This window comes from Longimicrobium sp. (genome assembly GCA_036387335.1).
Classification (GTDB): domain Bacteria; phylum Gemmatimonadota; class Gemmatimonadetes; order Longimicrobiales; family Longimicrobiaceae; genus Longimicrobium.
Genome location: DASVTZ010000217.1, coordinates 31,917 through 55,541 on the forward strand (window position 1 = coordinate 31,917; position 23,625 = coordinate 55,541).

The 23,625-nt window shown below is 70.4% G+C and carries 28 protein-coding genes; 19 read left to right on the forward strand and 9 right to left on the reverse strand.

The annotated features are described in order from the left end of the window. Nucleotides 1-113 precede the first annotated feature (113 nt). From VF647_22320 to VF647_22330, 3 genes are all read left to right on the forward strand, one after another. Nucleotides 114-1,364, forward strand: a complete 1,251-nt coding sequence (locus tag VF647_22320) for a radical SAM protein (GenBank protein HEX8454830.1) — start codon at nt 114-116, stop codon at nt 1,362-1,364. Between the two features lie 103 nt (nt 1,365-1,467). Continuing rightward, nucleotides 1,468-2,286 (forward strand): alpha/beta hydrolase, encoded by an 819-nt coding sequence (locus VF647_22325; GenBank protein HEX8454831.1) that lies wholly within the window; start codon nt 1,468-1,470, stop codon nt 2,284-2,286. A gap of 2 nt (nt 2,287-2,288) precedes the next feature. Then, nucleotides 2,289-2,720 (forward strand): GNAT family N-acetyltransferase, encoded by a 432-nt coding sequence (locus tag VF647_22330; protein HEX8454832.1) that lies wholly within the window; start codon nt 2,289-2,291, stop codon nt 2,718-2,720. Here VF647_22330 and VF647_22335 read toward each other — a convergent pair. Further along, complete coding sequence (locus VF647_22335) at nt 2,697-4,013, reverse strand: DUF4147 domain-containing protein (GenBank protein HEX8454833.1); 1,317 nt, start codon at nt 4,011-4,013, stop codon at nt 2,697-2,699. The genes VF647_22330 and VF647_22335 overlap by 24 nt on opposite strands. A gap of 130 nt (nt 4,014-4,143) precedes the next feature. Between VF647_22335 and VF647_22340 the strand changes: the two genes are divergently transcribed. Beyond that, on the forward strand, nt 4,144-4,584 hold the full coding sequence (locus VF647_22340) for a VOC family protein (protein HEX8454834.1): 441 nt from the start codon (nt 4,144-4,146) through the stop codon (nt 4,582-4,584). Between the two features lie 45 nt (nt 4,585-4,629). Here the strand turns inward: VF647_22340 and VF647_22345 are convergent, their stop codons facing one another. Then, nucleotides 4,630-5,571, reverse strand: coding sequence for a D-glycerate dehydrogenase (locus VF647_22345; GenBank protein ID HEX8454835.1), 942 nt, complete (start codon nt 5,569-5,571; stop codon nt 4,630-4,632). Between the two features lie 92 nt (nt 5,572-5,663). Continuing rightward, entirely contained in the window at nt 5,664-6,227 is a 564-nt protein-coding gene (locus VF647_22350) for a GNAT family N-acetyltransferase (GenBank protein HEX8454836.1), read from the reverse strand. 133 nt (nt 6,228-6,360) lie between these two features. On the opposite strand from VF647_22350, the gene VF647_22355 reads away from it, so the two are divergent. From VF647_22355 to VF647_22370, 4 genes are all read left to right on the forward strand, one after another. Next, nucleotides 6,361-6,552, forward strand: a complete 192-nt coding sequence (locus tag VF647_22355) for a hypothetical protein (GenBank protein HEX8454837.1) — start codon at nt 6,361-6,363, stop codon at nt 6,550-6,552. A 25-nt stretch (nt 6,553-6,577) separates the two neighbouring features. Then, complete coding sequence (locus VF647_22360) at nt 6,578-6,799, forward strand: type II toxin-antitoxin system HicB family antitoxin (protein HEX8454838.1); 222 nt, start codon at nt 6,578-6,580, stop codon at nt 6,797-6,799. After that, nucleotides 6,799-7,008: a hypothetical protein gene (locus tag VF647_22365; protein ID HEX8454839.1), complete on the forward strand. Its 210-nt coding sequence runs from the start codon at nt 6,799-6,801 to the stop codon at nt 7,006-7,008. Before VF647_22360 ends, VF647_22365 begins: the two co-directional genes overlap by 1 nt. 221 nt (nt 7,009-7,229) lie before the next feature. Continuing rightward, entirely contained in the window at nt 7,230-9,173 is a 1,944-nt protein-coding gene (locus VF647_22370; protein HEX8454840.1) for an ATP-dependent DNA helicase RecQ, read from the forward strand. Between the two features lie 53 nt (nt 9,174-9,226). Here VF647_22370 and VF647_22375 read toward each other — a convergent pair whose 3' ends face one another. Further along, nucleotides 9,227-10,303, reverse strand: a complete 1,077-nt coding sequence (locus tag VF647_22375) for a hypothetical protein (protein HEX8454841.1) — start codon at nt 10,301-10,303, stop codon at nt 9,227-9,229. 524 nt (nt 10,304-10,827) lie between these two features. Between VF647_22375 and VF647_22380 the strand changes: the two genes are divergently transcribed. After that, complete coding sequence (locus VF647_22380; GenBank protein ID HEX8454842.1) at nt 10,828-11,043, forward strand: hypothetical protein; 216 nt, start codon at nt 10,828-10,830, stop codon at nt 11,041-11,043. Then, a complete protein-coding gene (locus VF647_22385) occupies nt 11,015-11,458 on the forward strand; it encodes a DUF2335 domain-containing protein (protein HEX8454843.1) in 444 nt (147 codons plus the stop codon). The genes VF647_22380 and VF647_22385 overlap by 29 nt, the downstream gene beginning before the upstream one ends. An 87-nt stretch (nt 11,459-11,545) precedes the next feature. Here VF647_22385 and VF647_22390 read toward each other — a convergent pair whose 3' ends face one another. Further along, nucleotides 11,546-12,160, reverse strand: a complete 615-nt coding sequence (locus VF647_22390; protein HEX8454844.1) for a hypothetical protein — start codon at nt 12,158-12,160, stop codon at nt 11,546-11,548. 130 nt (nt 12,161-12,290) lie between these two features. Here VF647_22390 and VF647_22395 point away from each other — a divergent pair, with 130 nt between their 5' ends. From VF647_22395 to VF647_22425, 7 genes are all read left to right on the forward strand, one after another. After that, on the forward strand, nt 12,291-12,698 hold the full coding sequence (locus tag VF647_22395; GenBank protein ID HEX8454845.1) for a DUF4383 domain-containing protein: 408 nt from the start codon (nt 12,291-12,293) through the stop codon (nt 12,696-12,698). 321 nt (nt 12,699-13,019) lie between these two features. Further along, on the forward strand, nt 13,020-13,811 hold the full coding sequence (locus tag VF647_22400; GenBank protein HEX8454846.1) for a PhzF family phenazine biosynthesis protein: 792 nt from the start codon (nt 13,020-13,022) through the stop codon (nt 13,809-13,811). After that, complete coding sequence (locus tag VF647_22405; GenBank protein HEX8454847.1) at nt 13,811-14,209, forward strand: RidA family protein; 399 nt, start codon at nt 13,811-13,813, stop codon at nt 14,207-14,209. The genes VF647_22400 and VF647_22405 overlap by 1 nt, the downstream gene beginning before the upstream one ends. A 115-nt stretch (nt 14,210-14,324) precedes the next feature. Further along, nucleotides 14,325-15,119: an NAD(P)H-binding protein gene (locus VF647_22410; GenBank protein HEX8454848.1), complete on the forward strand. Its 795-nt coding sequence runs from the start codon at nt 14,325-14,327 to the stop codon at nt 15,117-15,119. A gap of 83 nt (nt 15,120-15,202) precedes the next feature. Continuing rightward, nucleotides 15,203-15,610 (forward strand): hypothetical protein, encoded by a 408-nt coding sequence (locus tag VF647_22415; protein ID HEX8454849.1) that lies wholly within the window; start codon nt 15,203-15,205, stop codon nt 15,608-15,610. 32 nt (nt 15,611-15,642) lie between these two features. Next, the gene (mutY, locus tag VF647_22420) at nt 15,643-16,713 is read left to right on the forward strand and encodes an A/G-specific adenine glycosylase (protein HEX8454850.1); all 1,071 of its coding nucleotides are present in this window, start codon (nt 15,643-15,645) and stop codon (nt 16,711-16,713) included. A 142-nt stretch (nt 16,714-16,855) separates the two neighbouring features. Next, the gene (locus VF647_22425; GenBank protein HEX8454851.1) at nt 16,856-18,022 is read left to right on the forward strand and encodes a Fic family protein; all 1,167 of its coding nucleotides are present in this window, start codon (nt 16,856-16,858) and stop codon (nt 18,020-18,022) included. Between the two features lie 9 nt (nt 18,023-18,031). Here the strand turns inward: VF647_22425 and VF647_22430 are convergent, their stop codons facing one another. Beyond that, the gene (locus tag VF647_22430; protein ID HEX8454852.1) at nt 18,032-18,442 is read right to left on the reverse strand and encodes an OsmC family protein; all 411 of its coding nucleotides are present in this window, start codon (nt 18,440-18,442) and stop codon (nt 18,032-18,034) included. Nucleotides 18,443-18,658: 216 nt separating this feature from the next. Between VF647_22430 and VF647_22435 the strand changes: the two genes are divergently transcribed. Further along, entirely contained in the window at nt 18,659-19,426 is a 768-nt protein-coding gene (locus tag VF647_22435; GenBank protein ID HEX8454853.1) for a hypothetical protein, read from the forward strand. Between the two features lie 347 nt (nt 19,427-19,773). On the opposite strand, the gene VF647_22440 is transcribed toward VF647_22435, so the two are convergent. Beyond that, on the reverse strand, nt 19,774-19,947 hold the full coding sequence (locus VF647_22440) for a hypothetical protein (GenBank protein HEX8454854.1): 174 nt from the start codon (nt 19,945-19,947) through the stop codon (nt 19,774-19,776). 90 nt (nt 19,948-20,037) lie between these two features. After that, nucleotides 20,038-21,222, reverse strand: coding sequence for a class I SAM-dependent rRNA methyltransferase (locus VF647_22445; GenBank protein HEX8454855.1), 1,185 nt, complete (start codon nt 21,220-21,222; stop codon nt 20,038-20,040). A 162-nt stretch (nt 21,223-21,384) separates the two neighbouring features. Between VF647_22445 and VF647_22450 the strand changes: the two genes are divergently transcribed. After that, nucleotides 21,385-22,542 carry a HAMP domain-containing sensor histidine kinase gene (locus tag VF647_22450; GenBank protein ID HEX8454856.1) on the forward strand — a complete coding sequence of 386 codons (1,158 nt, stop codon included), beginning with the start codon at nt 21,385-21,387 and terminating at the stop codon, nt 22,540-22,542. 100 nt (nt 22,543-22,642) lie between these two features. Here the strand turns inward: VF647_22450 and VF647_22455 are convergent, their stop codons facing one another. Continuing rightward, complete coding sequence (locus VF647_22455) at nt 22,643-23,521, reverse strand: hypothetical protein (protein HEX8454857.1); 879 nt, start codon at nt 23,519-23,521, stop codon at nt 22,643-22,645. Between the last annotated feature and the right edge of the window lie 104 nt (nt 23,522-23,625).

The window sequence follows — 23,625 nt, forward strand, 5'->3', positions numbered from 1 at the left end:
ACGGGCGGGACGGGGTAATCGCGCAGCGGGAGGCGTGAAACGAATGACGGGACGACTCGTATGCTCAGAGTGTCGATGCTGTCATACTGGCAGCGCGCTCACCGGAGCCTACTATGCGCAAAACCCTCATCATCTCTCTGGACCTGATCCGGCCGGGGGAACCGGCGACTCCTTTGTCCACGGCATCGCTCCTGGCATATCTGCGAAGCGCGCCGGAGTACGGTGATACGTTTACGGTGGAGCACCTGGGGATCAACTTGCTCGAGGAGGAGCGAGACTCGGAGATTGGCGCGGTAGAGGCTGCGGTGCAGGATCGTGAACCGGGCGCCTTCGATGCGATCGCGGTGGCTTGCTACGTGTGGTCCGAGCGAGTCACAGGCGGGCTGCTCCGGATGCTGCGCCGCTCAGGATTCGGGGGGACGCTGATCCTCGGCGGTCCTCAGATCACCTATGCGGCGCAGGATGATCTGCCCGTGCTGTATCCCGATGCCGATATCTTCGTCACCGGGTACGCTGAGGCGGCGCTGCATCGGGCCATCGTTGATGCTCCGCCGGAGCGGCCCGCGTTTGTTGCGGATGCCGTTGACTTCGATGCGCTCATATCCCCGTACCTGTCCGGAGCGCTGGACGTTGCTCCGGGGCAGGAGCGAGTGCGTATGGAAACCCGCCGCGGCTGCCCGTTTCGATGCTCGTTCTGCGCTCACCGAGACCTGAAGGGGAACCGGGTTCACAAGCGCCCGCAGGAGCGAGTCCGTGAAGAGCTGGATTGGCTCTCCGCGCGCGGAGTTCGGAAGGTGAACTTCCTCGACCCGGTGTTCAACCAGGGGAGCGAGTACTTGGACTTGCTCGATCACATGGTCGCCCGCGACTTCCGCGCGGATGTCACCTTCCAGAGCCGGTTCGAGCTGATCCGCAATGGGGAGGGGGAACGCTTCGTGGAATTGGCTGGGAAGCTGAATGCGCGTCTCGAATTCGGATTGCAGACGGCGAACGGTTCCGAGGGGAAGGCGGTCAACCGGGTAAACGCTCCTGACAAGATTCAGGACGCGATGCGCGCTTTGGACCGTGGAAAGGTGCCGTACGAGGTGAGTCTGATTTATGGCCTTCCAGGTCAGACCGTGCAGTCATTCGCGGAGAGCGTCCTTTTTCTCCAGGACAACGGCTGCTCCAACATTGTTGCCTTTCCGCTCATGCTGCTACGTGGAACGGAGTTGTTCGCGCAGAAGGAAAAATGGGGATTCAAGGAGCGGCCGGAGGGGAGGTTCGGGATCCCGGTCGTCTACGAGAGTGCCTCGTTTACGGAATCCGAGTGGTTCCTCATGAAGGAGATCGCGGACGGCCTTGGGGCACACGAGCGGGTCTAAGGGTGAGAGAGCGCCACGGCGCGCGTAAGCTCGCGCGGCCATTGTCCCGCCGCGGGGGGAAGGGTAGCTTCGGGGCATCCCGAAACCAGCCCCGCGACGAACGATGCCGAGCGACCCCATCCTCAGCCACACCCACGTCCACGCCCCCGGCCGCACGCCCGAGCGGTGGCTCCTGGTGCTGCACGGCATCTACGGCTCGGGGCGCAACTGGGGGACGATCGCGCGGCGGCTGGTGGAGCGGCGGCCGGAGTGGGGCGCGGTGCTCACCGACCTGCGCATGCACGGCGCCTCACGCGGCTTCGCGGGGCCCCACACCGTGGCCGCCAGCGCCGGCGACGTGGCCGCGCTCGCCGGGCACCTGCAGGGCGAGGTGGCGGCGGTTATGGGGCACTCGTTCGGCGGCAAGGTGGCGCTCACCTACGCGGGCACCGCGCCGGCCGGGCTGCGGCAGGTGTGGATCATGGACTCCACGCCCGCCGTGCGCGCGCCGGAGGGGAGCGCGTGGCGGATGATCGAGGCGATCCGCTCCTTGCCGCCCGAGTTCGCGTCGCGCGCGGAGGCGGTGCAGGGGCTGATGGCGAAGGGGTACGACGAGGGGCTGGGCGCGTGGATGGCCATCAACCTGGAGCCGCACGAGGGACGCTACCGCTGGCGCCTGGACTTCGACGTGATGGAGGAGATGCTGCGCGACTTCTTCCGCACCGACCTGTGGGAGACGGTGGCGCGCCCGCCGCAGGGGGTGGAGCTGCACTTCGTGAAGGCCAGCGAGTCCAACACGCTGGAAGAGTCCGCCGCGGCGCGCGTGGAGGCGGCGGGGGCGGCCACCGGGCGCGTCTTCCTCCACCGGCTGGAGGGCGGGCACTGGATCAACACCGACAACCCCGAGGGGGTGCTCGACCTCCTCGTAAGGAACCTGCCGTAGCCGTGTCGCTCATCATCCGCCGCGCCCACCCGGACGATGCGCCGCGCCTGGCCGTTCTGGCGCGCGCCCATGCCGCCGCGGTGACCTCGGAGTACGTGGCTTCGCATCCCGTATTCACCGCATCGGAGGGGACGCGGCTCGTAGGATTTTACGCGCTGGAGGACGAAGGGGAGCGGTGGACGCTGCGCCACCTCTGGGTCGCTGCGGAGTGGACGGGGCGGGGGCGCGGCCGGTGGATGTTCACGGACGCGGTGCGCCGCGTGCGCCGGGCCCGCGCCGCCGCGCTGCGCCTGGTGCCGGAGCGGGGGGCGGAGGCGTTCTTTCTGAAGATGGGCGTCGCCGCGGTGGAGGGCGGGCCGACGCTGGAGCTGGACCCCGCCACCTGGGAGGAGCCGCTCGCGGACAGCGTATCAGGCGCCGCCTTCGCCGAGTAGCACCAGCACCACGTCGCCCACGTTGGTGCCGGTGGGGCCGGTGACCACCAGCTCGCCGGTGGCGCGGAAGAAGGTGTGGCTGTCGTTGCGGTCGAGCGCGGCGCGCGCATCCTCGCCGCGCTCCCTTGCGCGCGCCACCGTCCCGGAGTCCACCATGGCGCCGGCGGCGGAGGTGGGCCCGTCCACTCCATCCGTGCCCAGCGTGGCGGCCACGGTCCCGTGTTCATCGGCGATCTCCAGCGCCAGCGCGAGGGCGAGCTCCTGGTTGCGCCCGCCTCGCCCCTTCCCGCGCACCGTCACCGTCGTCTCGCCGCCGAAAAGGAGCGCGAGCGGGCCGTCGTGCTCCCCGCGCCGCCGTCGTGCGAGCGCGGCGATGTCGCGGGCGGCGTCGCGGGCCTCTCCCGCCAGGTTGTCCGCCACGATCTCCGCGCGGTAGCCCATCGCCTCCGCCGCGCGCGCCGCTCCGGCGAGCGCATCGCCCACCGACGCCACCACATGCGCGGACGAGCGGCGGAACGCGGGGTCGCCGGGCTTCGGCGTCTCCGGCACCACACCGGCGGCGCCGGCCTGGAGGTGGGCCATGACGGCAGCGGGCGTCCTCACGCCGTACTTCCGCAGCACCGCCACCGCCTGCGCGAACGTGGTGGTGTCGGGCACGCCGGGCCCGGAGCCGATCACGTCCAGCGGCGAACCCACCACGTCCGAGATCGCGAGCGTCACCAGCCGCGCCGGTGCGGCCGCGCGCGCCAGCCCGCCCCCCGCGATGCGCGACAGGTGCTTGCGTACGGCGTTCATCTCGCCGATCTCGGCCCCGGCGCGCAGGAGGGCCGCCGTCACCTCGCGAACGTCCGTGAGCCCCACCGCGGCAGGCGGGCACGGCCAGAGCGCCGACGCCCCGCCGGAGAGCAAGCAGAGCACCAGGTCGCGCTCCCCCGCCGAGCGCGCCACCTCGAGCGCCGCCACCGCGCCGGCGAGGCCGTGCGTGTCCGGCACCGGGTGCGCGGCTTCCCACACCTCGATCCCCGGCAGCTCCACGCCCCCGCCGTGCGGCACCGTGACGCATCCCCCCGCCACGCGATCCCCGAGCACTTCCAGCGCCCCGCGCGCCATCCCCGCCGCCGCCTTCCCCGCGCCGACGATCAGCACCCGCTCCACATCCCCCAGCTCCACCCGCTGTCCGCCCACCGCCAGCGCACCGCCCTCACGCCGCACCGCACGGAGCACGGCCGCGCGCGGATCCACCGCGTCTATCGCGGCGTCGAGGATGCGGCGGGCGTCATCGCGCAGGGGCATGGCCGGATCTGGTCGTTAGTCGGCGGGAAGGGGCGCCGGAGCCCTGGACAATCGGCGGCGCAGGTGCCTACGTTGGCGCGCCATGCCCGCCAGCCGTCGTGCGGCTCCGCCCCCATCTTTCCACGATGATATGACGATCAAGCGGATGGACAACGTTCTCATCGTCGTCGAGGACATCGAGGCCGCCAAAGCCTTCTTCGCCGAGCTCGGCATGGAGCTGGAAGGCGAGACGACGGTCGAGGGGCCCTGGGTAGACCAGACCGTGGGGCTCGAGGGCGTCTGTGCCGACATCGCCATGCTGAAGACCCCGGACGGCCACGGCCGCGTGGAGCTGACGAAGTTCCACACCCCGCCGGCGGTCAAAACCGAGCCGGCAAACGCGCCGTCGAACGCGTTGGGCATACGCCGCATCATGTTCGCCGTGGACGACGTGGACGGCACCGTCGCCCGCCTGCGCCCCCACGGCGCCGAGCTCGTCGGCGAGATCGCGCAGTACAAGGACGTCTACCGGCTCTGCTTCGTGCGCGGCCCTGAGGGCATCATCATCGGACTGGCCCAGCAGCTCAGGTGAGCCTTGATCTCTCGCGCACTAACGCACTAACGCACTAACGCACTTTCACCCCCTCACCGGCGTCAGCGCCTGCCGCCCGCCCAGCACCGCGTGCACGTTGCGCGCGGCGAGCATCGCCATCTCCGTGCGGGTGCCGCGCGTGGCGGAGCCGATGTGGGGGAGGAGGATGACGTTCGGGAGCTCCAGCAGGCCCGGGTGCACGGCGGGCTCGTGCTCGTACACGTCGAGTCCCGCCGCGGAGATCGGACCATCGCGGAGAGCGTCGACCAGGGCGGCTTCGTCCACCAGCGCGCCGCGGGCAGTGTTAATGAGGACGCTCCCCGGGCGCATCCGGCGGAGTGCATCGCGGCTGAAGGCGTGGCGCGTCTCGGGGGTGAGCGGCGCGTGGAGCGACAGGACGTCGCTGCGGGCCAGGAGGTCGTCGAACTCCACGCGCTCCGCCCGCAGCGTCTCTTCGTCATCGGGGGAAAGCGGGGTGCGGGAGTGGTAGACCACGTGCATTCCGAAGCCCCCCGCCCGCCGCGCGACCGCCTTCCCGATGCGCCCCATCCCAAAGATCCCCAGCGTCCTTCCTTCGAGATCGCCGCCGAGGTAGTCCCAGAACCCCCACCCGGCGAACTCCCCCGCGCGCAGCGAGCGCTCCGCCTGCGGAAGCCGCCGCACGGCCGCCAGGATCAGCGCCCAGGCCAGGTCCGCCGTCGCGCCGGTGAGGACGTCGGGAGTGTTGGTGACGACGATCCCGCGCGCGCGGCACGCCGCCACGTCCACGTGCTCGTACCCGACCACCGCGTTCGCCACCACGCGCAGCCGTGGCGCCCGCTCCAGCAGAGCCGCATCCACGCGGTCCGTCAGCAGGCAGAGGAGCGCCTGCGCCTCGCCAAGCGCATCACGCCATCCATCCGGCCCGGCGACGGTCCCCACCTCGCGCAGCAACGCCAGCGCCTCGTCCGGAAGCGGAAAGGTGGTCGCGATGATCGGCTCAGGCATCGTCCCGTATCCGGCTGAAAAGCAATTTCACACAGAGGCGCAGAGGGTTACGGAAAGGGCACGGAGAAAACCTTTTTGTTGTTCCTTGCGGGTTATCTCTCTGTCTCTGTGTGAGGAAAATCCCCGATGCCCTTCTCCCAGAGCGAGATGCTCGCGCCCGCCAGCCCCAGCTTGGTGTGCTCGCGGATGCTCATCTCGCTGAACCCCAGCGCCTTCACCACGGGATGGATGGCGCGGCGCCGGCGCTGGAACGCGGTGCGCAGGTGGCGGATGCCACTCGCGGCGAGCCGGGCTTCCAGCGCGGCCAGCGCCTCGCGTGCCACGCCCGTGCCCCGGTGCGCGGGGACGACCAGGATCATCCCCAGCAGCGCCACGTCCGGCTCGGGATGCGCGGCCCACCAGCCGAGCGCGCCGGCATCGGTGCCGTCGGCCAGCGAGATCAGCGCGACCTCGCGGCCGGGGCGCGCGGCGGCCTCGCGGATCTCGTGCGCGGCGCTCTCCGGGGTCGCACGCTCTAGCTCGGCAACGATGGCGAAGTAGTCCGGGGTAGCGTCGAAGACGGCCTGCAGGCGCGGCGCGTCGTCCAGCCCCAGCGGGCGGATGACGAGACGCGCGGACTCGATGACGGGATCTTCCTGGGACGGCACGCGCTGCACGGTTCGGGACTCGGCGAAAGCGGGCGGGGAAGTTGCCCCGGACCCGCCCGCGGCGTCAAGTTACCCGCCGCGCGCGCGTCCGCCCGTGGATGCGCCCGGGGGAGATCCACAGCGGAAGGCGGGGAGCGGTTCGGTGAGCGCACAACTGGAGTCGCGGCACTTCTACAACACGGGCGACGCGGTGCAGCACGTGGCCGGCGTCATGGGCTGGATCGTGGAGGGGTTCGCCCTGTGGGCCGTGGTCCGCTGGGACGATGGCAGGCAGGAAGAGGTGGACCAGCTCGACCCCACCATCTGGGTAGTGGAGCGGGCGGCGAGGGAGTAGCGTTCACGCCAACGGGAGCGGCACGATGAGGTACGCCGTGGTCATCGAACCGAGCCCGACCGGTTTCGGCGCGTACGCCCCCGACCTTCCCGGGTGCGCCGCCGTCGCGGAGAGCGAGGCAGAGGTGCGCGAGCTGATCCGGGAGGCCATCGAATTCCACCTGGACGCGCTTCGCGAGGACGGCGCGGCGATCCCGGCGCCCGTGACGCGCATTGGGTACGTCGAAGTGCCGAACGCGGGGTGCTGATGGCGCACTTCGACCCGAGCTGGTGCGCGCGCATCAACGCGCACAAAGCCGCCGAGCCCGCCGCTCCCCCGCCGGAACCTGCGCCCCTTCGCAAGATCGAGGTGCCCACGCAGCACTTCTGCGACATCTGCGGGGTGGAGATGTACGACCACAACTGCAAGATTGTCTGCCCCAACTGCGGCTACAAACGGGACTGCACAGACCCCTGAGCGCGGTGTCAGGGTTCGATGCTGCTGACCAACAAGGCCCGGTTCCGCCGTCGCGGAGCCGGGTCTTTGCGCAAAGGAGCGCTGCCGATCTCCGCGCGCCTGCTGCCGCGCAGCGCGTGCGGCGGCTGGCGGAACGTTGCGATTGTGCGCCGGGTGCGTCGCAACGATGTTGGGTTGCGCAAAAGACACCTCCCGTCACACGACACGAGAGCACACACGCGATGGCGACGATCGATACACCGAGTGCGATGGAGGCCGCCGAGGCGCTCCTCCGCGAGCGATTCGGGCTCCCGGAGTTCAGGGCGGGGCAGCGCCAGGTCATCGAGGCGCTCTTCGAGCACGGCGGGGCGCTGGCCGTCTTTCCCACGGGCGGGGGAAAGTCGCTCTGCTATCAGCTCCCGGCGCTTCTTCTGGATGGGGTGACGGTGGTGATCTCGCCGCTGATAGCGCTGATGAAGGACCAGATCGACTACCTGCGCTCGCGCGGGATCGAGGCGGCGCGGCTGGACAGCTCGCTGGAGCGCCAGGAGGTCGCGTCGGTGGAGCGCGGGCTGCGCGGGGGGACGCTGAAGCTGCTTTACGTGGCGCCGGAGCGGTTCAACAACGAGCGCTTCCTGGAGCAGCTCGGGCGCCTGCGGATCTCGCTCTTCGCCGTCGACGAGGCGCACTGCATCTCGCAGTGGGGGCACAACTTCCGGCCGGACTACCTGAAGCTCGCGGAGACCGCGCGCACCCTGGGCGTGGAGCGGATCCTGGCGCTCACAGCCACCGCGACACCCGCCGTCGTGCAGGACATCTGCGACAGCTTCGGGATCGCCCCCGCCGGTGCGGTGGTCACCGGCTTCCACCGGCCCAACCTCTTCCTCTCCACGCACCCGGTGGCGTCGTCTGGGCGGGACCGCGTGCTGGTGGAGCGCATCCGCTCGCGCGCGCCGGGCCCCGGGATCGTGTACGTGACGCTCCAGAAGACCGCCGAGAGCGTCGCCGAGGTGCTTGCCGAGGCCGGCATCCCCGCGCGTGCCTACCATGCCGGCATGGATACCGAGCTCCGCTCCGAGGTGCAGGAGTGGTGGAAGGGCTCCGACCGCGCCACCGTGGTGGCGACCATCGCCTTCGGGATGGGGATCGACAAGGCGGACGTGCGCTACGTCTACCACTACAACCTGCCGAAGGGGCTGGAGAGCTACAGCCAGGAGATCGGCCGGGCGGGGCGCGACGGGCTGGACTCCACCGTCGAGGTGCTGGGGAGCATGGAGGACGTAGCGACGCTGGAGAACTTCGCGTACGGCGACACGCCGGACCGCGAGTCGATCCGCGGCCTCCTCCGCTGGATCGACGCGGAGCCCGCCACCTTTGAGATCGCCCAGCTCAAGCTGGCCAACCAGCACGACCTGCGGCAGCTCGTCCTGCGCACGGCGCTCACCTACCTGGAGCTCCTGGGGATGATCCGCCAGGGCACGCCCTTTTACGCCGGCTACAAGGCCAAGCTCCTTGCGCCGCTTCCGGAGGTCGTCGGGCGCTTTTCGGGGGAGCGCGCGCGGTTCATCGGCGCTCTTTTCGGGCAGGCGAAGTTCGGGCGCACCCTCTACACCATCGAGCCCGACGAGCCGGTGCTGGGCTCCATCGACCGCGGCCGCGTGGTGCGCGCGCTGGAGTACCTGTCGGAGCAGGGCTTGGCGGAGCTGCAAGTGACCGACCTGCGCCAGCGCTACTCCAAGCTCGTCCCGCGGCTGGACGTGGAGGCGCTGACGGGCGAGCTGGAGGCGCGCTTCGTCCAGCGCGAGGTGGGAGAAGTTGAGCGGATCGGACAGGTGGTGGAGCTGGTGGAGCGCGACGGGTGCCAGACCAACGTGCTCCTGGAGTACTTCGGCGAGGTGCGCGCGGCGCCGTGCGGCCACTGCACATGGTGCTCGACGAGGACACCCACCCGCTTCCCCGCGCTTCCGCCGCACCCGCCGGTGGAGCGCGCCATCGACGCCGGCGCCTTTCGCGCGCTGTGCGCCAAGCACCCGGTCGCGCTCGGCACCCCGCGGCGGCGGGCGCGCTTCCTGTGCGGCCTCTCCACCCCGGCGCTCACGCAGGCAAAGCTGACCCGCAACCCCCTCTTCGCCGCCCTGGAGGACCGCCGCTTCGCCGAGGTGCTCGCGTGGTGCGAGGCGATGTAGGAAGCTTCGAGTAGGTAACGTGGCGCGCGGAGCGGCAGGCCGGGAACGCGCCGCTACTGCGCGGCCGAGCGTGCGAGGGTGGTGTTCGGCTTCGGCGAGTTCTCCACCTCTTCCTCGCCGCGGAGGGCTGCATCGAGGCCCCAGCGGGCGCCGTGGGCGCGCTGCAGGGCGCCCATCGTGAGGTGGACCTGGATGTACGCCACATCCTCTGGCGTGGCGGATGGAGCGCGCCGCTCGGGACAGCGGCTGACGTCCGCCACCACCGAGTTCCACGAGCAGGTGTGGCCGATCCCGAGGGTGTGCACCATCTCGTGAGCGATCAGCCCCGGCGCGCCGGGCCGGGTGAAGGCGAGGGCATCGTCCAGCCGCACGGAGCCGTACCCGATGTCGCCGCCGCTGTACGCCACCGATCCGAGCCCCGCGGACCGTAGACCCCGCTCGACCCATACGAGCACCAGGTCCTCCGGCGCGTCGTCCACGGGATCCGTCTCGCTGAAGCGCGCCGGCCGAAAGAGATGTTCGCCCAGGTCGCGCTCCAGCTCGGCCACCTCGCGCCAGAAGGCGGCCGAGTCGCGCGCGCTGATGGGCTCCGAGCTGTACCCGTGGTCGAAGGCCACGCGTAGCGGAAAGCTCCCCGGCCGCCACGCCGGGACCGTGCTCACGCGCGCATCCACGCGCGAGGGGACACCGCGGCGGAAGAAGCCGCTGCTGCAATCCCGGCAGGTGGGGGCGAAGCCGCGCCGGGCGCTCACCTCCACGATCTCCCCGGCGTGCGTCCCCGCGCGGATCGTCCAGCGGCGCGGCAGCAGGATCATGCGCACCTCCTCGTCCCACTCTCCGCGGGCAAGCGACGCCACGGACGGGTGGAAGACGCGCACCGCCGTCTCAGCCGCGTCCACCACCACCCGCACCGAGTCGCTGCCGAGCGAGTCCGGCATCGGTACCGCGAACCGCCCCTCCGCATCCGTGGACGCGGTGTCCGCCCACGCGCCCGCGTGCGCCGTCACGCGCAGCCCGGCCGTCGCGGCTCCATCCGCCGCCCACACTTGCCCGCGGATCGCCTGCGCATCCGCGGCCGGGGCCAGCGCGAGCATCGCCGCCGCACCCACGATTATCGATCGTATCAACATCCAAGTACCACTCGCTGAAGCACTTGCGCGTCCACCTCGCCGCGCGGCCCGCTCTGTACACCGCACGATACCATTTGGACGACCTCAGTGTGCATTCTGACCGGCTTTTCTCACGCGGAGACGCGGAGGCGCGGAGTAAACAGCAAAAGCCTCACACAGAGAACACAGAGGGAACTACAAGCCAGAGAGGAGGCCTTTATCTGTTCTCTCTGTGTCTCTGTGTCTCTGTGTGAGCCATGTAGTTGCAGTTCTCTCTGCGTCTCCGCGCCTCCGCGTGAGACTAGGTTTCAGGGGTCAGGGAACACCCCGATGAGCCCGCGCGCTGGACCGCTCGTGCCGCTCCAATCTGGCCTACCCACAACCCCCGCCGAACCACTGCTGGCGTGGATTGATCGCAAGCGTGCAAATCGTTGCCGTTGCTGGGCTTGGCGCGATTGGTGTGCACGAATGAGAGTGTTGACAACAGCTTCGGAGCGCAGGTATCCTGGGTGCCGGTGCGCGCCCCACATCGACCAGGAATCACTATGAGCACGAGACAGTCGGACGCGAAAGGGAGACTATCCGCATTCTTCTACGGGATGGCGCACGCCCTCGATCTCGGCGGCACTCTGGCGCGCGACCGCGGGCGGTTCGCGGGCGGATTCGAGAGCGATGCCCGCGCGCTCCGCGGCGACTGGGAGCGTGCATTCCAGAGCTTGGACGGAGTCGTGGATGCCGGGGCGGCGAGCGAAGCAAAATAGGAAAGCCGCCGCCGAGCGCGGGAACACCCCTGCCGTTCCAGAGCGGGAGCGGCAGGGCGAATTTTTCCCGGGTGAGATCCGCGTCTCGCGCGTCAGCACGACGTTCAGCGGTCCGATCCCTCTGCCAACGCACCTCCGCGAGTACGAACAGGTGCTTCCCGGGTCCGCGGACCGCATCGTGGCGATGGCTGAGGCCGAGGCACACCATCGCCGTACATCAGAGGGCCGCTTGATCCGCCTCTCGGAGTGGGGGCTGTTGGCGGCGCTCCTGATCGCGCTCGTCGGCATGATCGGTGGATTGTACGTCACCCTGCGCGGAAAGTCTCTCGAAGGAATGGGGACCATCGGGGTCACGATCGTTGCTCTGGTGACGGTATTTGCCCTTCGGAAGGAGCCACCGGGCGAGAGTGGTTGACCCGAATCCTTGATGCCGAAAAGCAGAGCGGGAGCGCCTCGGCATCGAAGCGGCTCCCGCTCTGACTCTTTCCCTGCCCCTCGTCCCCTACCGGTTCGGCTTGCTCGCGCGCGAGCCGGGCTGCGGCTGGTTGCCGGGGGTGAAGCCGCCGCGGTTGTAGCCGGAGTACGAGTGCTCCTGCGTGGGGCGATGGCGGAGGTGGTCGGCGTAGTTGCCGTCGTAGCCGCGGGCGATCTCGCGGGCACCGGGGGCCCAGCCGTAGCTCCGGTCGTAGCCGCGCCCCGTGCGGAAGGCCAGGCTGTCGCGGTTGTACTGCTGGAGGTGCTGGTTGTCGTAGCGCACACCGCCGTCGTGGGCGTCGCCGCGCATCTGCCGGTCGTAGCCGCGAATGCCGTTCAGCGGGCGCCCCTGCGCGCCGTGGGGGCCGCGGTCGAAGGGGTCCTGGAACCAGCCCTCACGGTTGAAGCCGCCCGGCGGCTGGCGGTAGCGACCCTCGTAGCCGCCCCACCCGCCCAGCTCCTGCGAGTGCTCGCGGCGGTAGTGGCCGTACGCGCCCTGCCAGTTCCCCTGATCCTCCCGCATCCCGTGGTAGTGCCCGTCGGCCCAGTTGGGGTCCAGCGGGTGCGGGCGGCCCCAGTCCGGGCGCACCGAGTTCTGCTGGATCCCCTTGTACTCGCGGTTGTCGTAGCCGTGGCGCGCCATCGTCTGCCTCCCTCTGCATTCGGATCATGTTCCCGGATCTGCCCGAGTCTTGCATCGCCATCTCGCAAGATCCCTTCCGCTTCCGGAATACCGCGGAAGGGGAGGCATTCACCCCGGACGGAGGTGAAGGATGAGGAGAAGCATGGCGCAGACCGGCGCGCTGGTCTTTGGGGCCGCGTTCCTGCTGGTCGGTGTGCTGGGGCTGTTCGTACACAACGGGATGGCGATGGAGGCCGACAACGAGACCGCCGGGAAGCTGCTGGGCCTCTTCCCGGTGAACCTCCTCCACAACATCGTGCACCTGGCGTTCGGCGTGTGGGGGATCGTGGCGTCGCGCAGCCATGCCGCATCGCGCGGCTACGGCCGCATCGGCGCGGTGATCTACGCCGTGCTGGTGGTGATGGCCTTCGTCGATCCCACCACTTTTGGCCTGGTCCCCATCGGCGGCAACGACATCTGGCTCCACGCCGTGCTCGCCGCCGGCCTCGCCTACATCGGCTTCGCGGCCCGCGATACGACGGCCCACGCCCGCGTGTAGCGAGCGGCGGCCCGCTGAAGAACACGATGCCCCTCGCCAGCCGGCGGGGGGCATCGCGTTTTCACCAGCAGGCAAACAAAAACCCCCGGCCCGCAGACCGAGGGGGGCCGGAGTAGCGCTTGCGCGATAGCCCCGGGGATGACGTGCGATGAAATTAGGTGAAGCTGGCGCCAGCGCGCAAGCTGTTTTGCGGCATACTCGAAATCTCGTTCGGCGGGTGGCGCTTATGGTACGTGATGCGCTCCGTTTGACGCTCGTGCCGAATAGCGCCGGGGCGGCTATCTTCCTTTTCACTCACCTCCCGCTCCCCGATCGCTTCTCATGCCGCAGCCGATCATCCAGGTAGACGCATTCGCGGACCGCGCATTTACCGGCAACCCCGCAGCGGTGTGCATCCTGCCCGCGCCGCGCGAGGAGGGATGGATGCGCAGCGTGGCCGCCGAGATGAACCTGTCGGAGACCGCCTTTCTCCACGCGGAGGAGGATGGGTGGCGGCTGCGGTGGTTCACGCCCGAGGTGGAGGTGGCTCTCTGCGGACACGCCACGCTGGCCACCGCGCACGTGCTGTGGGAGGACGGGCATCTGGCTGAGGACGAGGTGGCGCGCTTCCACACGCGCAGTGGGCTGCTGACGGCGCACAGGGCGGGGGAGTGGATCGAGCTGGACTTTCCCGCGAAGCCGATCCTCGACGCGCCCGCTCCCGATGGGCTGGCGGCGGCGCTTGGCGTGGAGGCGGTGTACGTGGGGCGCAGCCACTTCGACGTGCTGGTGGAGGTCGCATCCGAGGCGGAAGTGCGCGCCCTGAAACCGGATTTCGGGCGGTTGACCGCGGTGGAGGCGCGCGGGGTGATCGTGACCGCGCGGGCGGATGGCGGGGCGGGGTACGACTTCGTGTCGCGGTTCTTCGCGCCGCGCGTGGGCGTCGCGGAAGACCCGGTCACCGGTTCGGCGCACTGCGTGCTGGCGCCGTACTGGGCGGCGAAGCTGGGTCGGGACGAGCTGGTCGGCTTCCAGGCGTCGCGCCGCGGCGGCACGGTGCGGGTGCGCGCCGCCGGCGACCGCGTGCACCTGGGAGGCCGCGCCATCACCATCCTGCGCGGGGAGCTCGTCTGATGGTGCGGCGCCTGATCTCCAGCGGCACGCCGTGGGAGCCGGTCGTCGGGTACTCGCGGGCGGTGCGGGTGGGCCCCCACGTCCACGTCTCCGGCACCACCGCCACGGATGCGGACGGCGGCATCGTGGGCCCCGGCGACGCCTACGCGCAGGCGGTGCAGACCCTCCGCAACATCCGCCACGCGCTGGAGCAGGCCGGCGCGCGGATGGAGGACGTCGTCCGCACGCGCATGTACGTCACCGACATCGCGCGCTGGGAAGAGGTCGCCCGCGCGCACGGCGAGGTCTTCGCCGAGATCCGCCCCGCGACGTCGATGGTGCAGGTCAGCGCCCTGATCGACCCCGCGATGCTCGTGGAGATCGAGGCGGAAGCGTATGTGGCAGGGAGTAGGGAATAGGGAATAGGGGATCAGGAACAGCAGGCAAACGAGACCCGTCGTTGCTGGCGATTCCCCCTTCCCCATTTCCCCATTCCCCAGCAGTTCCATCCACCCGTCAACCGAGCCAAGTCCCATGTCCGCCGATCCTTCCCGCCCGCTCGTCCTCGTCACCGGTTCCAGCGGACTGCTGGGGCGCTCCCTGGTGGGGCGCGCGGCCGCGGGCGGGTACGTCGTGCGCGGCACCGGTCGCGGCGCCACGGGCCCGGGCGACGAGTGGACGCGCTGCAACCTGGCCAGCGGCGAGGGGGTGGACGCGGCGGTCAAGGACGTCCACACCATCATCCACGCGGCCAGCAGCCCCAGGGGCGACACCGAGCGCACCGACGTGCAGGGGACGATGCGCCTGCTGGAAGCCGCGCGGCGGGCCGGGGTGCGGCACGTGGTGTACGTCTCCATCGTGGGGATCGACCGCGTCCCGTTCGCCTACTACCGCCACAAGCTCGCGGCCGAGCGCGAGATGCAGGCGGGCCGCGTGCCGTGGACGATCCTGCGCGGCACCCAGTTCCACGACTTCATCGACACCATGTTCGCGGGGATGATGAAGCTCCCGGTCGGCTTCGTCCCCGGCGACTTCCAGAGCCAGCCGGTGCACGTGGACGAGTTCGCCGACGCGCTGTGGGAGTGCGTGGCCGCCGGGCCCATGAAGCGCGCGCCCGACGTGGCGGGGCCGCAGGTCCTCCGCTTTGGCGCGATGATGCGCGCGTGGAAGGCTGCCCGAGGCATCCGCAAGCCGGTGATCCACCTTCCGCTTCCCGGCGGAATGGCCGCCGCCCTGCGCCGCGGCGACGGCACCGCGCCGGAGCACGCCGTGGGGCGGATGACGTGGGAAGAATGGCTTCGGGAAAGATACGGCACGGTCCTTCCGTAACAGAATGTTGCAGTTTCGTGAACCGACCGGCGGACCGGGTGTACGGGATCGTCCGCTCTACGAAGCTGGACCTCTGGAGGCCGATGCGAGCTGTGACGAGCCGGTGGAAGCAGGCGGGGATCGCGACCCTGTGGATGGTGCTCTCGGGAGCGGCCGCGCACCCCGCGGGCCCGCGCGGTGAGCAGACCCCGGTGCGCGTGTCGATCGATCCGCGCGAGGGCACGGGCACGACCGTGTGCCTGGAAACCGGCCCCGCGGTGAAGGGGCGCAAGCGCGCGTCCGTGTCGCACGGCGGCGGGAACGCGGTGCTCTCCGCCGGCCCGGAGAGCCCCGGCCCGCACTGCGTGGAGCTCGCCGAGCCCCAGGGCACGGTGGCGGTGAGCCTCCAGTACTCGCGGCTCTGGGTGATCCCCTCCACGCTGACCGAGTACAGCTACCCGGCCGCCCAGGTGCGCGGAAAGCGGCTCACCTACCTCTGGGTGCGCGACTGAGCGAGCCCCTCCCCGCCGGCGAGCTGCCCCGCCTGCGCGAGCGGCTCCTGGCCTGGTTCGACGCCCACCGCCGCGACCTCCCCTGGCGCACCCCGCCCGGCGAAACCCCCGATCCGTACCGCGTCTGGCTCTCGGAGGTGATGCTCCAGCAGACGCGCGTGGAGACGGTGAAGCCGTACTTCGCCCGCTGGCTCGACCGCTTTCCGACCCTCCGATCGCTCGCCGAAGCTCCCCTGGACGACGTCCTCACGGCGTGGGAGGGGCTCGGCTACTACTCGCGCGCGCGCAACTTTCACCGCGCCGTCCGCGAGGTGGCGGAGCTCCACGCCGGCCGCGTCCCCGACGACCCGGCCGCCTTTCGCGCGCTCCCCGGTGTGGGGCGCTACACGGCGGGCGCGGTGATGTCGATCGCGTTCGGCCGCGGCGAGGCGCTGGTGGACGGCAACGTGCGCCGCGTCTTCGCCCGCTGGACGGACGACCCGGCCCCCGCCGAGCCCACCCTCTGGTCGCTCGCCGAGGCACTCGCCCCCGGCGCGCGGCCCGGCGACGTGAACCAGGCGGTGATGGAGCTGGGCGCCACCATCTGCGTTCCGCGCGCGCCGCTCTGCGGCGACTGCCCGGTGCGCGAGCACTGCCGCGCCTTCCGCCACGGCACCCAGGCCGAGCGCCCCGCTCCCAAAAAAGCGAAGCCCACGCCGCACGAAGACACCGCCGTCGCCGTCGTCCAGCACGACGGCCGCACCCTCCTCGTCCGCCGCCCCGTCGATGCGCGGCTGGGCGGGATGTGGGCCTTCCCCGCCGCCGTGCGCCGCCGCGGCGAGAGCGTCGCCGCCGCCGCCGAGCGCGCGGTGCGGGACGGGCTGGCGCTGGAGGTGCGCGCCGGAGCCGCCATCGGCACGGTGAAGCACGCCTTCACCCACGTCCGCGCCAGCTACCACGCCGTCCGCTGCACCCTCCTCACCGGCGATCCGCGCCCTCTGCACTACGACGCCTGGGCCTGGGCCACCCCGGCCGATCTCTCCGGCTACGCCCTCCCCGTCGCCCAGCGCCGCATCGCCGCGCTGGCAGCGGAGCCGTCGCTGTTCAGCGGCGCCGAGGGCTGACACGCGTCCGCGCGATCAAACCTTGCGTGAGTTCATTGCGGTATTAACGGTTCAGCCGCTAACCTTTAATAACGTGCGTCCTTATCAAAGGTTCGCGGGTCCGCAGCGCATCGGTCCAGAACATCCAGCCCGGACGAGACCCATGAGTAGAGCAGGCATCTGGGTGCGGCAGCAGCCCGGGCCAGAAGGGTTCTCGGCCTTCATCCCGGCGCCGCTTCCTCCATCTCCTCCGCTTGAGTTCACGCCGGAGCTCACGCGGATCTACGAGGAAGCCGTCCACGCGGTGGGGCAGCTGGAGGGCGTCACGCGCACGATGGATCCCGACCGCCTCCTGTACATGTACGTTCGCAAGGAGGCGGTGCTGTCCAGCCAGATCGAGGGCACCCAGTCCACCCTCTCGAATCTTCTGGAGTATGAGAACGCCGCCGCGCCGGGAACGCCGCTGAGCGACGTGCAGGAGGTCTCGCGCTACGTCGCGGCGCTTTACCATGGCCTTCACCGCATCAGATCAGGCGAGCTGCCGTTGAGCCTGCGGCTGATCCGCGAGATGCACGGCGTCCTGATGCAGGAGGGGCGGGGCAGCGCGCGAAATCCCGGGGAGTTCCGGCGCACGCAGAACTGGATCGGCGGGACGCGCCCCGGCAACGCCCGCTTCGTGCCGCCGCCGCCTCACGAAATGCAGGCTGCGCTCGCAAACCTGGAGAACTTCCTCCACGACGAGCACGGGCATACCGCACCCCTGTTGAAGGCGGGGCTGGCGCACGTGCAGTTCGAAACCATCCACCCCTTTCTGGATGGGAACGGACGGATCGGGCGGCTGCTCATCAGCCTCGTATTCATGACCGAGCGCCTGCTCACGCAGCCCTTCTTCTACTTCAGCCTTTACCTGAAGGAGAACCGCGCCGACTACTACGATGCGCTCCAACGCGTCCGCACGCATGGCGATTGGGAGGGGTGGATGCACTTCTACCTCGTGGGCGTCGAGGCAGTCGCGCGGCAGTCGGCCGATACCTCGCTGGCGCTGCGCACGCTGTTCGAGGAGGATCAGCGGCGCGTGATGAGGCTGGGGCGTGCCTCGGCGTCTACCGCCCGGGTGTACGAGTACCTGCGGCAGCGGGTCATCATCTCCATTCCGCGTGCCGTCAAAGAGCTCGTGATCGCGTGGCCGACCGTCAGCGGCGCACTCCAGCGGCTAGAGCAGCTCGGGATCGCCCGCGAAATCACCGGGAGGTCACGCGACCGGCTGTACGCGTACCATCAACAGCTTCATCTGCTCGACCAGGGGACTCAGCCACCGGAACGCGGCTAGCAGGTCCCGCTAGTCCGCGTACTCGAATTCGACCTCCTTTTTGATCTCCGGAAGCAGCGAGCGGCTGACGGGGCACTCGTGCGCGGCGCGCTCCAGGCGGGCGCGCTGTTCGGGGGTGAGGCTCGCGGGCATGCGGATGCGCACCGGGATCGCGTCCACGCGGCGTGGGTCGGCGCGCATGTGCTTGACGGCGATGAACTCGGCGGAGGCGAAGGGGATGCCTTCGCGCTGCGCGACGATGGCCATCGTGGTCACCATGCACGATGCTAGCGACGCCGCCAGCAGGTCCGTTGGAGAGAACGATGAGCCGTCGCCCATGTTGTCGCGCGGGGCGGCGGTGTTGAGCTGCGCGCCGGAGGGGCCGTGGCGCAGCTCCGTCTTCAGGTTGCCGGCGTAGCTGCCGGTGATCTCGACCGCCATCGCGTCCTCGTGGGGTGTGGGTTCGGGGTGCGTTTCGTCATCGCGCGGTGTGTCACACTGTCCACTCAGTGGGTCAGCGGTGCGGAGCCATTTCGGGGGCTTTGCGGGCAAGATGAAACGCCGCAATCGCTTGCGCAAATGGCGGATTTCGGCACCCGCGTTGCCCTATGGAGTGGCGGCACCGGATTCATCCACCGTACGACCCTCAGAGGCACCATGCGCTCGCGTTCCTCCATCCTCGCACTGCTGTTCGCCGCCGTACTCGTTCTTCCCGCTTCCGCGGACGCCCAGCACTGCCGCCACGACTGCGACGACCCTGACTACGATCGCGAAGAAGAGTGGGGCCCGCGCCGGCCGACCGGCGGCTACCTCGGCGGACGGCTGGAGCTCGCCAGGCCGCAGGGTGAGTTCGGTGAGTTCGTGGAGTCCGGTTTCGGCGGGAACGTGCACTACATCCACCGGCTGGACCGCGACGGGCTGATCGGCATTCGCGTGGATGGCGAGGCGATCACCTACGGCTACGAGCGGCAGCGCGTGCTCCTCAGCCCCACGGTCGGCGGGCGCATCCTGGCCGACCTGGTGACGACGAACAACGTCGCTTTCCTGGGCGTGGGCCCGCAGATCGGCACGCCGAACGGGACGCTGCGGCCGTACGCGCACGGCTTCGTGGGGGTCTCGTACCTCTTCACCTCGTCGTCGCTGGAGGGGAGCGCGAGCGGTGAGCCGTTCGCCAGCACGACGAATTTCGACGACGTGACCTTTGCGTACGGCGGCGGCGCGGGGCTCTACATCCCGCTGCGCCGCGGGCCGGCGCCGATCTCACTGGATCTGGGCGCCACCTACCGCAACGCCGGCCGCGCCGAGTACCTGCGCGAGGGCGACATCGTCGACAACCCGGACGGCTCCGTCACGCTCTTTCCGACGCGCAGCGACACGGACATGCTGAGCTTCCACGTTGGCGTGACTGTGGGGCTCAGCCGGTAAACCGCGGGGCCTCACGCAGAGGCGCAGAGACGCAGGAGGAGGCGCGGAGAGGGTTCCGCGCCTTCTTCGTTTTTCGGGGGGTGCGGTGCCGTGGGCGGGGGGCGGGGCAGCGGCCGGCACGGGCAGCCACGTGGGGCGGCCCCTACGAGGATCCGGTTCGATGGGCGGGGATCGGGGCGGAGGCGAGGGTGGGCGGACACGCAGGTCCGCCCCTACCGGGTATCGGCGTGCGGAGGCGGGCGTGCGAGATCCGTGCGCCTCCGCGGAGATCCATGCAAACACCCCCTCCCCCAGGCAGTTTTGGGGGAGGGGGATGCGTCGCGGAGCGACGCTGGGGGTGGGGGCCCTCAGGACGTCGTCGTGGTCGTGCTTTCGGTCGTCGTGGGGGTGGTGGTCTCGTCGTCGTCGTTGCCCATGAAGCGCATCGCGCCCCAGATCAGCGCGGCGAGGAGGACGAGGCCCAGGAGCCACGGGAGAAAGTTGGGTCCGCTGCGCTTCCGCTCGACGTTGATGTCCGCCATCTCGACCTCCAGGGGGGTACGGGGGCAGGCCGGCGTCCGGTGCGCGCCGTCAGGTTGGTGCGCGCCAATTCGCACGCGCCATGCCAGGGGCTATCCGACGCGCACGAAGAAAGCCTTGAGGTACGCCGTCTCAGGGATGGCGGGGTGCACCGGGTGGTCCGGGCCCTGGTGCCCCTGCTCCACCACCTGCAGCGACCGCCCCTGCCGCCGCCCGGCGCGCAGCACGGCATCCTGCAGCGATGCACGCGGCAGGTGGTACGAGCACGACGCGGACACCAGGATGCCATCCTGCTTCAGGACGTCCAGCGCCAGCGTGTTGAGGCGGCGATACGCTTCCTCGCCCTGCTTCACATCCTTCTTTCGCTTGATGAAGGCGGGCGGGTCCAGCACCACCGTGTCGAAGCGCTCCCCGTCCGCCGCGAGCTGGCGCAGCACGTCGAAGGCGTCGCCGCGTATGGACGAGACGCGATCCCCCACGCCGTTGAGGGCGGCGTTGCGGGCGACCATCTCCAGGGCAGGGGCGGATGCGTCCACGCATACCACCGCGTCCGCGCCGGCCGCCGCCGCCTGCACTCCCCATCCGCCCACGTACGAGAAGACGTCGAGCACGCGCCCGCCGCGGACGTACGAGGCGAGGCGCGCACGGTTCATCCGGTGGTCGTAGAACCAGCCCGTCTTCTGCCCCGCGACGGGCGCCTCGAACTTCACGCCGTTCTCCTCCAGCGGCAGCACGTCGGGAACCTCGCCCCACGCGGTCTCCACGTACGATGGCAGGCCCTCCAGCTCGCGCCCTCCCACGTCGTTGCGCAGCAGGATGCCGGCGGGGGCGAGCTCGTCGCGGAGCGCTTCCACGATCTCGTCGCGCACGCGTTCCATGCCGGCCGTGGTGATCTGCACGACGAGGCGGTCGCCGAAGCGGTCCACCACCAGCCCAGGCAGCCCGTCGCTCTCACCGAAGACGGCGCGGTAGAAGGGGGTGCCGAAGACGGTGTCGCGCAGCGCGACCGCGCGGCGGATGCGGCCGCGGAGGAACGCGCGGTCGAGCTGGGCGTTGCGGTCGCGGCTCACCATGCGCACGGCGATCAGCGAGCGCGGGTTGACGTAGCCCACGCCCAGCGGCGCGCCGCGCGCGTCCTGCACCTCGGCCAGGTCGCCGGGCTGGAACGCAACCAGCGGCGTGGCAACCACATCCACCTCGTTGCTGAACACCCACAGGTGCCCGGCACGTAGCCTGCGGTCTTCGTCCTTGCGGAGGCGGAGCGGGGGGAGCGTCATCGGCGTTGAATCCCTGGTCTTCGGAACCGTATCGAGCCCCGCGGCGGGCACTGGCCGCGGGTGCGTGGGCGGTGCGCCCGCGCAAAACATACACCCGCGTCCCGCGCCGGGCACCTCCGCCCCATCGCGCCGCGCCCGTGCCGCACCCCGTTTCGCAGCAGAATGGCCATCGACACACCCCTCGCCGCCGCACCCACCGACCGCCGCATCCGCGAGCTGGACCTGCTGCGCCGGCTGGCCGTGGAGACCGCCGCGTCGGTGGAGCCCGAGGAGATCTGGGCGGCCGTCTGCCGCCGCCTCCCCGAGCTGATGGGTGCGGACGCCGCGCTCCTCGCGCTTCCCGGCGAGGAGCCGCGCGAGTGGTGGGCGGCGGCCGAGTCCGAGCACGCCCCTGCCCTGCGCGCGCTCCTGGAGACGGCTCGACGCGGCGGGCGCACGGCATCGGCGGGGGGCGAGCTGGCGGCGGTGGCGGTGCCCATGCGCCCGCGCGGCGAGCCGGCGGCGCTGGTGGTGGGGTGGATCGATGGCGACGTCCCCCCCGGCGGCACCGCGCTGGTGGAGGCGCTCGCGGAGCAGACCGCGGTGGCCCTCGCCGGCGCCGCGCGCTACGCCGAGATGCGCGATGCGGCCGTGCGGCGCGACCGCTTCTTCAGCGCCATGAGCCACGACCTGCGCACCCCCATCACCGCCATCGTCGGCTACAGCGAGCTCCTGCAGGACGGCATCGTGGGCGAGCTCACCGAGCGGCAGCAGGAAATGATGGGGCGCATCTGCCAGGTCTCCGGCCACCTGTCGCAGCTCGTCAACGACATCCTGGACCTGGCCAAGCTGGATGCCGGCCGCATGGAGTTCCAGCTCCAGCCGATCCCCCTGGGCGAACTGCTGGAGGGCGCCATTTCGACGGTGGAGCCGCAGGCCACCGCGAAGGGGCTGCGGGTGAGCTTCGCGGACCCGTCTGGGGTCGTGGTCTCGGCCGACGAGCCGCGCGTGCGGCAAATCCTCGTGAACCTGCTCTCCAACGCCGTCAAGTTCACCGAGAGCGGCGAGGTCGCCGTTTCCGCCGGCGTCGATGGGGAGCGTGGGTGGATCGAGGTGCGCGACACCGGGCCAGGGCTGCCCGGTGGGAGCGAGGAGGCGGTCTTCGAGGAGTTCTTTCAGCTCCAGACGGGCGGCAAGGGGAAGCGCGAGCCCGGCACTGGCCTGGGCCTCGCCATCGCGCGGCGCCTGGCTCGTGCCATGGGCGGCGACCTTACCGCGCACAACGTGGATGGCGGCGGCGCGGCCTTCACCCTGTACCTCGCGCATCACGCCGAGAGCTGAAGGCCTCACACAGAGCCACAGAGGGGTACGAAAAGACGAACGGAAAGGCGTTCTCCGCGCCTTTCCGTTCGTCTCCGTGCTCTCTGTGTGATGCTTTTTTCTACTGCGCCGGAGTCGGAGCCGCGGGCGGCTTCTTCTCCATGCCGGGGGAGACGCGGTTGGCGAGGGCGTCGGTGTAGATCCGGCGCCAGTCGTTGAGCTGGCGCTGCGCGGTCGTGTCCTGCGGGTTCGCGAGGCCGCTCAGCCCGAGGAGCCCGGCGCTGCCGCCCGCGAAGCCCACCGTGGCCCACATCTCCTCGGTCACGGCGGGGCGGGCGCGGCGGAGCACTTCGAGGTTGCGGCCCACGGCGGACCGGGTTCCCATCTGCTCCTTGGCGCCGCGCTCCATCTCGGCGGCCTGGTCCTCGATCGCCTTGATGTTCTCCTCGGTGTAGCCCTGGAGCTGGCCCGAGGCCATCTGCGCGCGCAGCTCGTTCGCCTGCTGGCGCATCTGCTGCGCGGACTGCAGCTGTCCCTCGAGCATCGGCTTCAGCGTCAGGAAGCCGCCGATCTCGCCCATCCTCTCGCGAACGTACTCCATCTCGGCCGGGTTGTACTTGAGCGTGCGCGCCGAACGGACGTAGCTCCCGCCGATGCGGTCCATCATCCCCGCCGCGTCGCTCATGTTGCGCAGTCCGGCCATCACCCCGCCGCCCTTGGCGCGCTCCTCCATCCGCTGTACGCCGCCCGCTTCCTTGCGCACCAGGTCGAACTGCAGGAGGCTCGTCTTGAGGTACGCCTCCACCTGCTGCGGAGTGAGCGAGCTGTCGGCCGGCGCCTTGAACGACGCCTCCTCCTTCTCGGTCACCGCGACGGAGGTCTCCTGATCGACGTCCTCGGGCTTGGCGCCTGCCTCGGAGTCGCCACCGCCGCCGCACGCGGCCAGCGCGGCGCCCAGCACGAGAACGGAAAGACGGCGAAAGGTTGTGGGAAAGGTCATCGCTGTAACCTCTGGAGTCTTCGGGGAAAACGGGGCGTACGGAGGGAGGTAAAGCACGCGCCCGTGGGGAACGGACGGTGCACACGGTGCACGCAAACCCGTGC

Bases quoted from the DNA above. Each gene is read 5' to 3' on its own strand.
- VF647_22340 (HEX8454834.1), top strand. From the start codon at position 4,144: ATGACGATCAAGCGGATGGACAACGTTCTCATCGTCGTCGAGGACATC.
- VF647_22430 (HEX8454852.1), bottom strand. From the start codon at position 18,442: ATGGCGGTCGAGATCACCGGCAGCTACGCCGGCAACCTGAAGACGGAG.
- VF647_22410 (HEX8454848.1), top strand. From the start codon at position 14,325: ATGTCCGCCGATCCTTCCCGCCCGCTCGTCCTCGTCACCGGTTCCAGC.
- VF647_22320 (HEX8454830.1), top strand. From the start codon at position 114: ATGCGCAAAACCCTCATCATCTCTCTGGACCTGATCCGGCCGGGGGAA.
- VF647_22400 (HEX8454846.1), top strand. From the start codon at position 13,020: ATGCCGCAGCCGATCATCCAGGTAGACGCATTCGCGGACCGCGCATTT.
- VF647_22425 (HEX8454851.1), top strand. From the start codon at position 16,856: ATGAGTAGAGCAGGCATCTGGGTGCGGCAGCAGCCCGGGCCAGAAGGG.
- VF647_22385 (HEX8454843.1), top strand. From the start codon at position 11,015: ATGCCGGGGCGGCGAGCGAAGCAAAATAGGAAAGCCGCCGCCGAGCGC.
- VF647_22455 (HEX8454857.1), bottom strand. From the start codon at position 23,521: ATGACCTTTCCCACAACCTTTCGCCGTCTTTCCGTTCTCGTGCTGGGC.
- VF647_22450 (HEX8454856.1), top strand. From the start codon at position 21,385: ATGGCCATCGACACACCCCTCGCCGCCGCACCCACCGACCGCCGCATC.
- VF647_22435 (HEX8454853.1), top strand. From the start codon at position 18,659: ATGCGCTCGCGTTCCTCCATCCTCGCACTGCTGTTCGCCGCCGTACTC.
- VF647_22440 (HEX8454854.1), bottom strand. From the start codon at position 19,947: ATGGCGGACATCAACGTCGAGCGGAAGCGCAGCGGACCCAACTTTCTC.
- VF647_22365 (HEX8454839.1), top strand. From the start codon at position 6,799: ATGGCGCACTTCGACCCGAGCTGGTGCGCGCGCATCAACGCGCACAAA.
- VF647_22395 (HEX8454845.1), top strand. From the start codon at position 12,291: ATGAGGAGAAGCATGGCGCAGACCGGCGCGCTGGTCTTTGGGGCCGCG.
- VF647_22375 (HEX8454841.1), bottom strand. From the start codon at position 10,303: ATGTTGATACGATCGATAATCGTGGGTGCGGCGGCGATGCTCGCGCTG.
- VF647_22325 (HEX8454831.1), top strand. From the start codon at position 1,468: ATGCCGAGCGACCCCATCCTCAGCCACACCCACGTCCACGCCCCCGGC.
- VF647_22445 (HEX8454855.1), bottom strand. From the start codon at position 21,222: ATGACGCTCCCCCCGCTCCGCCTCCGCAAGGACGAAGACCGCAGGCTA.
- VF647_22345 (HEX8454835.1), bottom strand. From the start codon at position 5,571: ATGCCTGAGCCGATCATCGCGACCACCTTTCCGCTTCCGGACGAGGCG.
- VF647_22335 (HEX8454833.1), bottom strand. From the start codon at position 4,013: ATGCCCCTGCGCGATGACGCCCGCCGCATCCTCGACGCCGCGATAGAC.
- VF647_22360 (HEX8454838.1), top strand. From the start codon at position 6,578: ATGAGGTACGCCGTGGTCATCGAACCGAGCCCGACCGGTTTCGGCGCG.
- VF647_22415 (HEX8454849.1), top strand. From the start codon at position 15,203: ATGCGAGCTGTGACGAGCCGGTGGAAGCAGGCGGGGATCGCGACCCTG.
- VF647_22405 (HEX8454847.1), top strand. From the start codon at position 13,811: ATGGTGCGGCGCCTGATCTCCAGCGGCACGCCGTGGGAGCCGGTCGTC.
- VF647_22390 (HEX8454844.1), bottom strand. From the start codon at position 12,160: ATGGCGCGCCACGGCTACGACAACCGCGAGTACAAGGGGATCCAGCAG.
- VF647_22370 (HEX8454840.1), top strand. From the start codon at position 7,230: ATGGCGACGATCGATACACCGAGTGCGATGGAGGCCGCCGAGGCGCTC.
- VF647_22380 (HEX8454842.1), top strand. From the start codon at position 10,828: ATGAGCACGAGACAGTCGGACGCGAAAGGGAGACTATCCGCATTCTTC.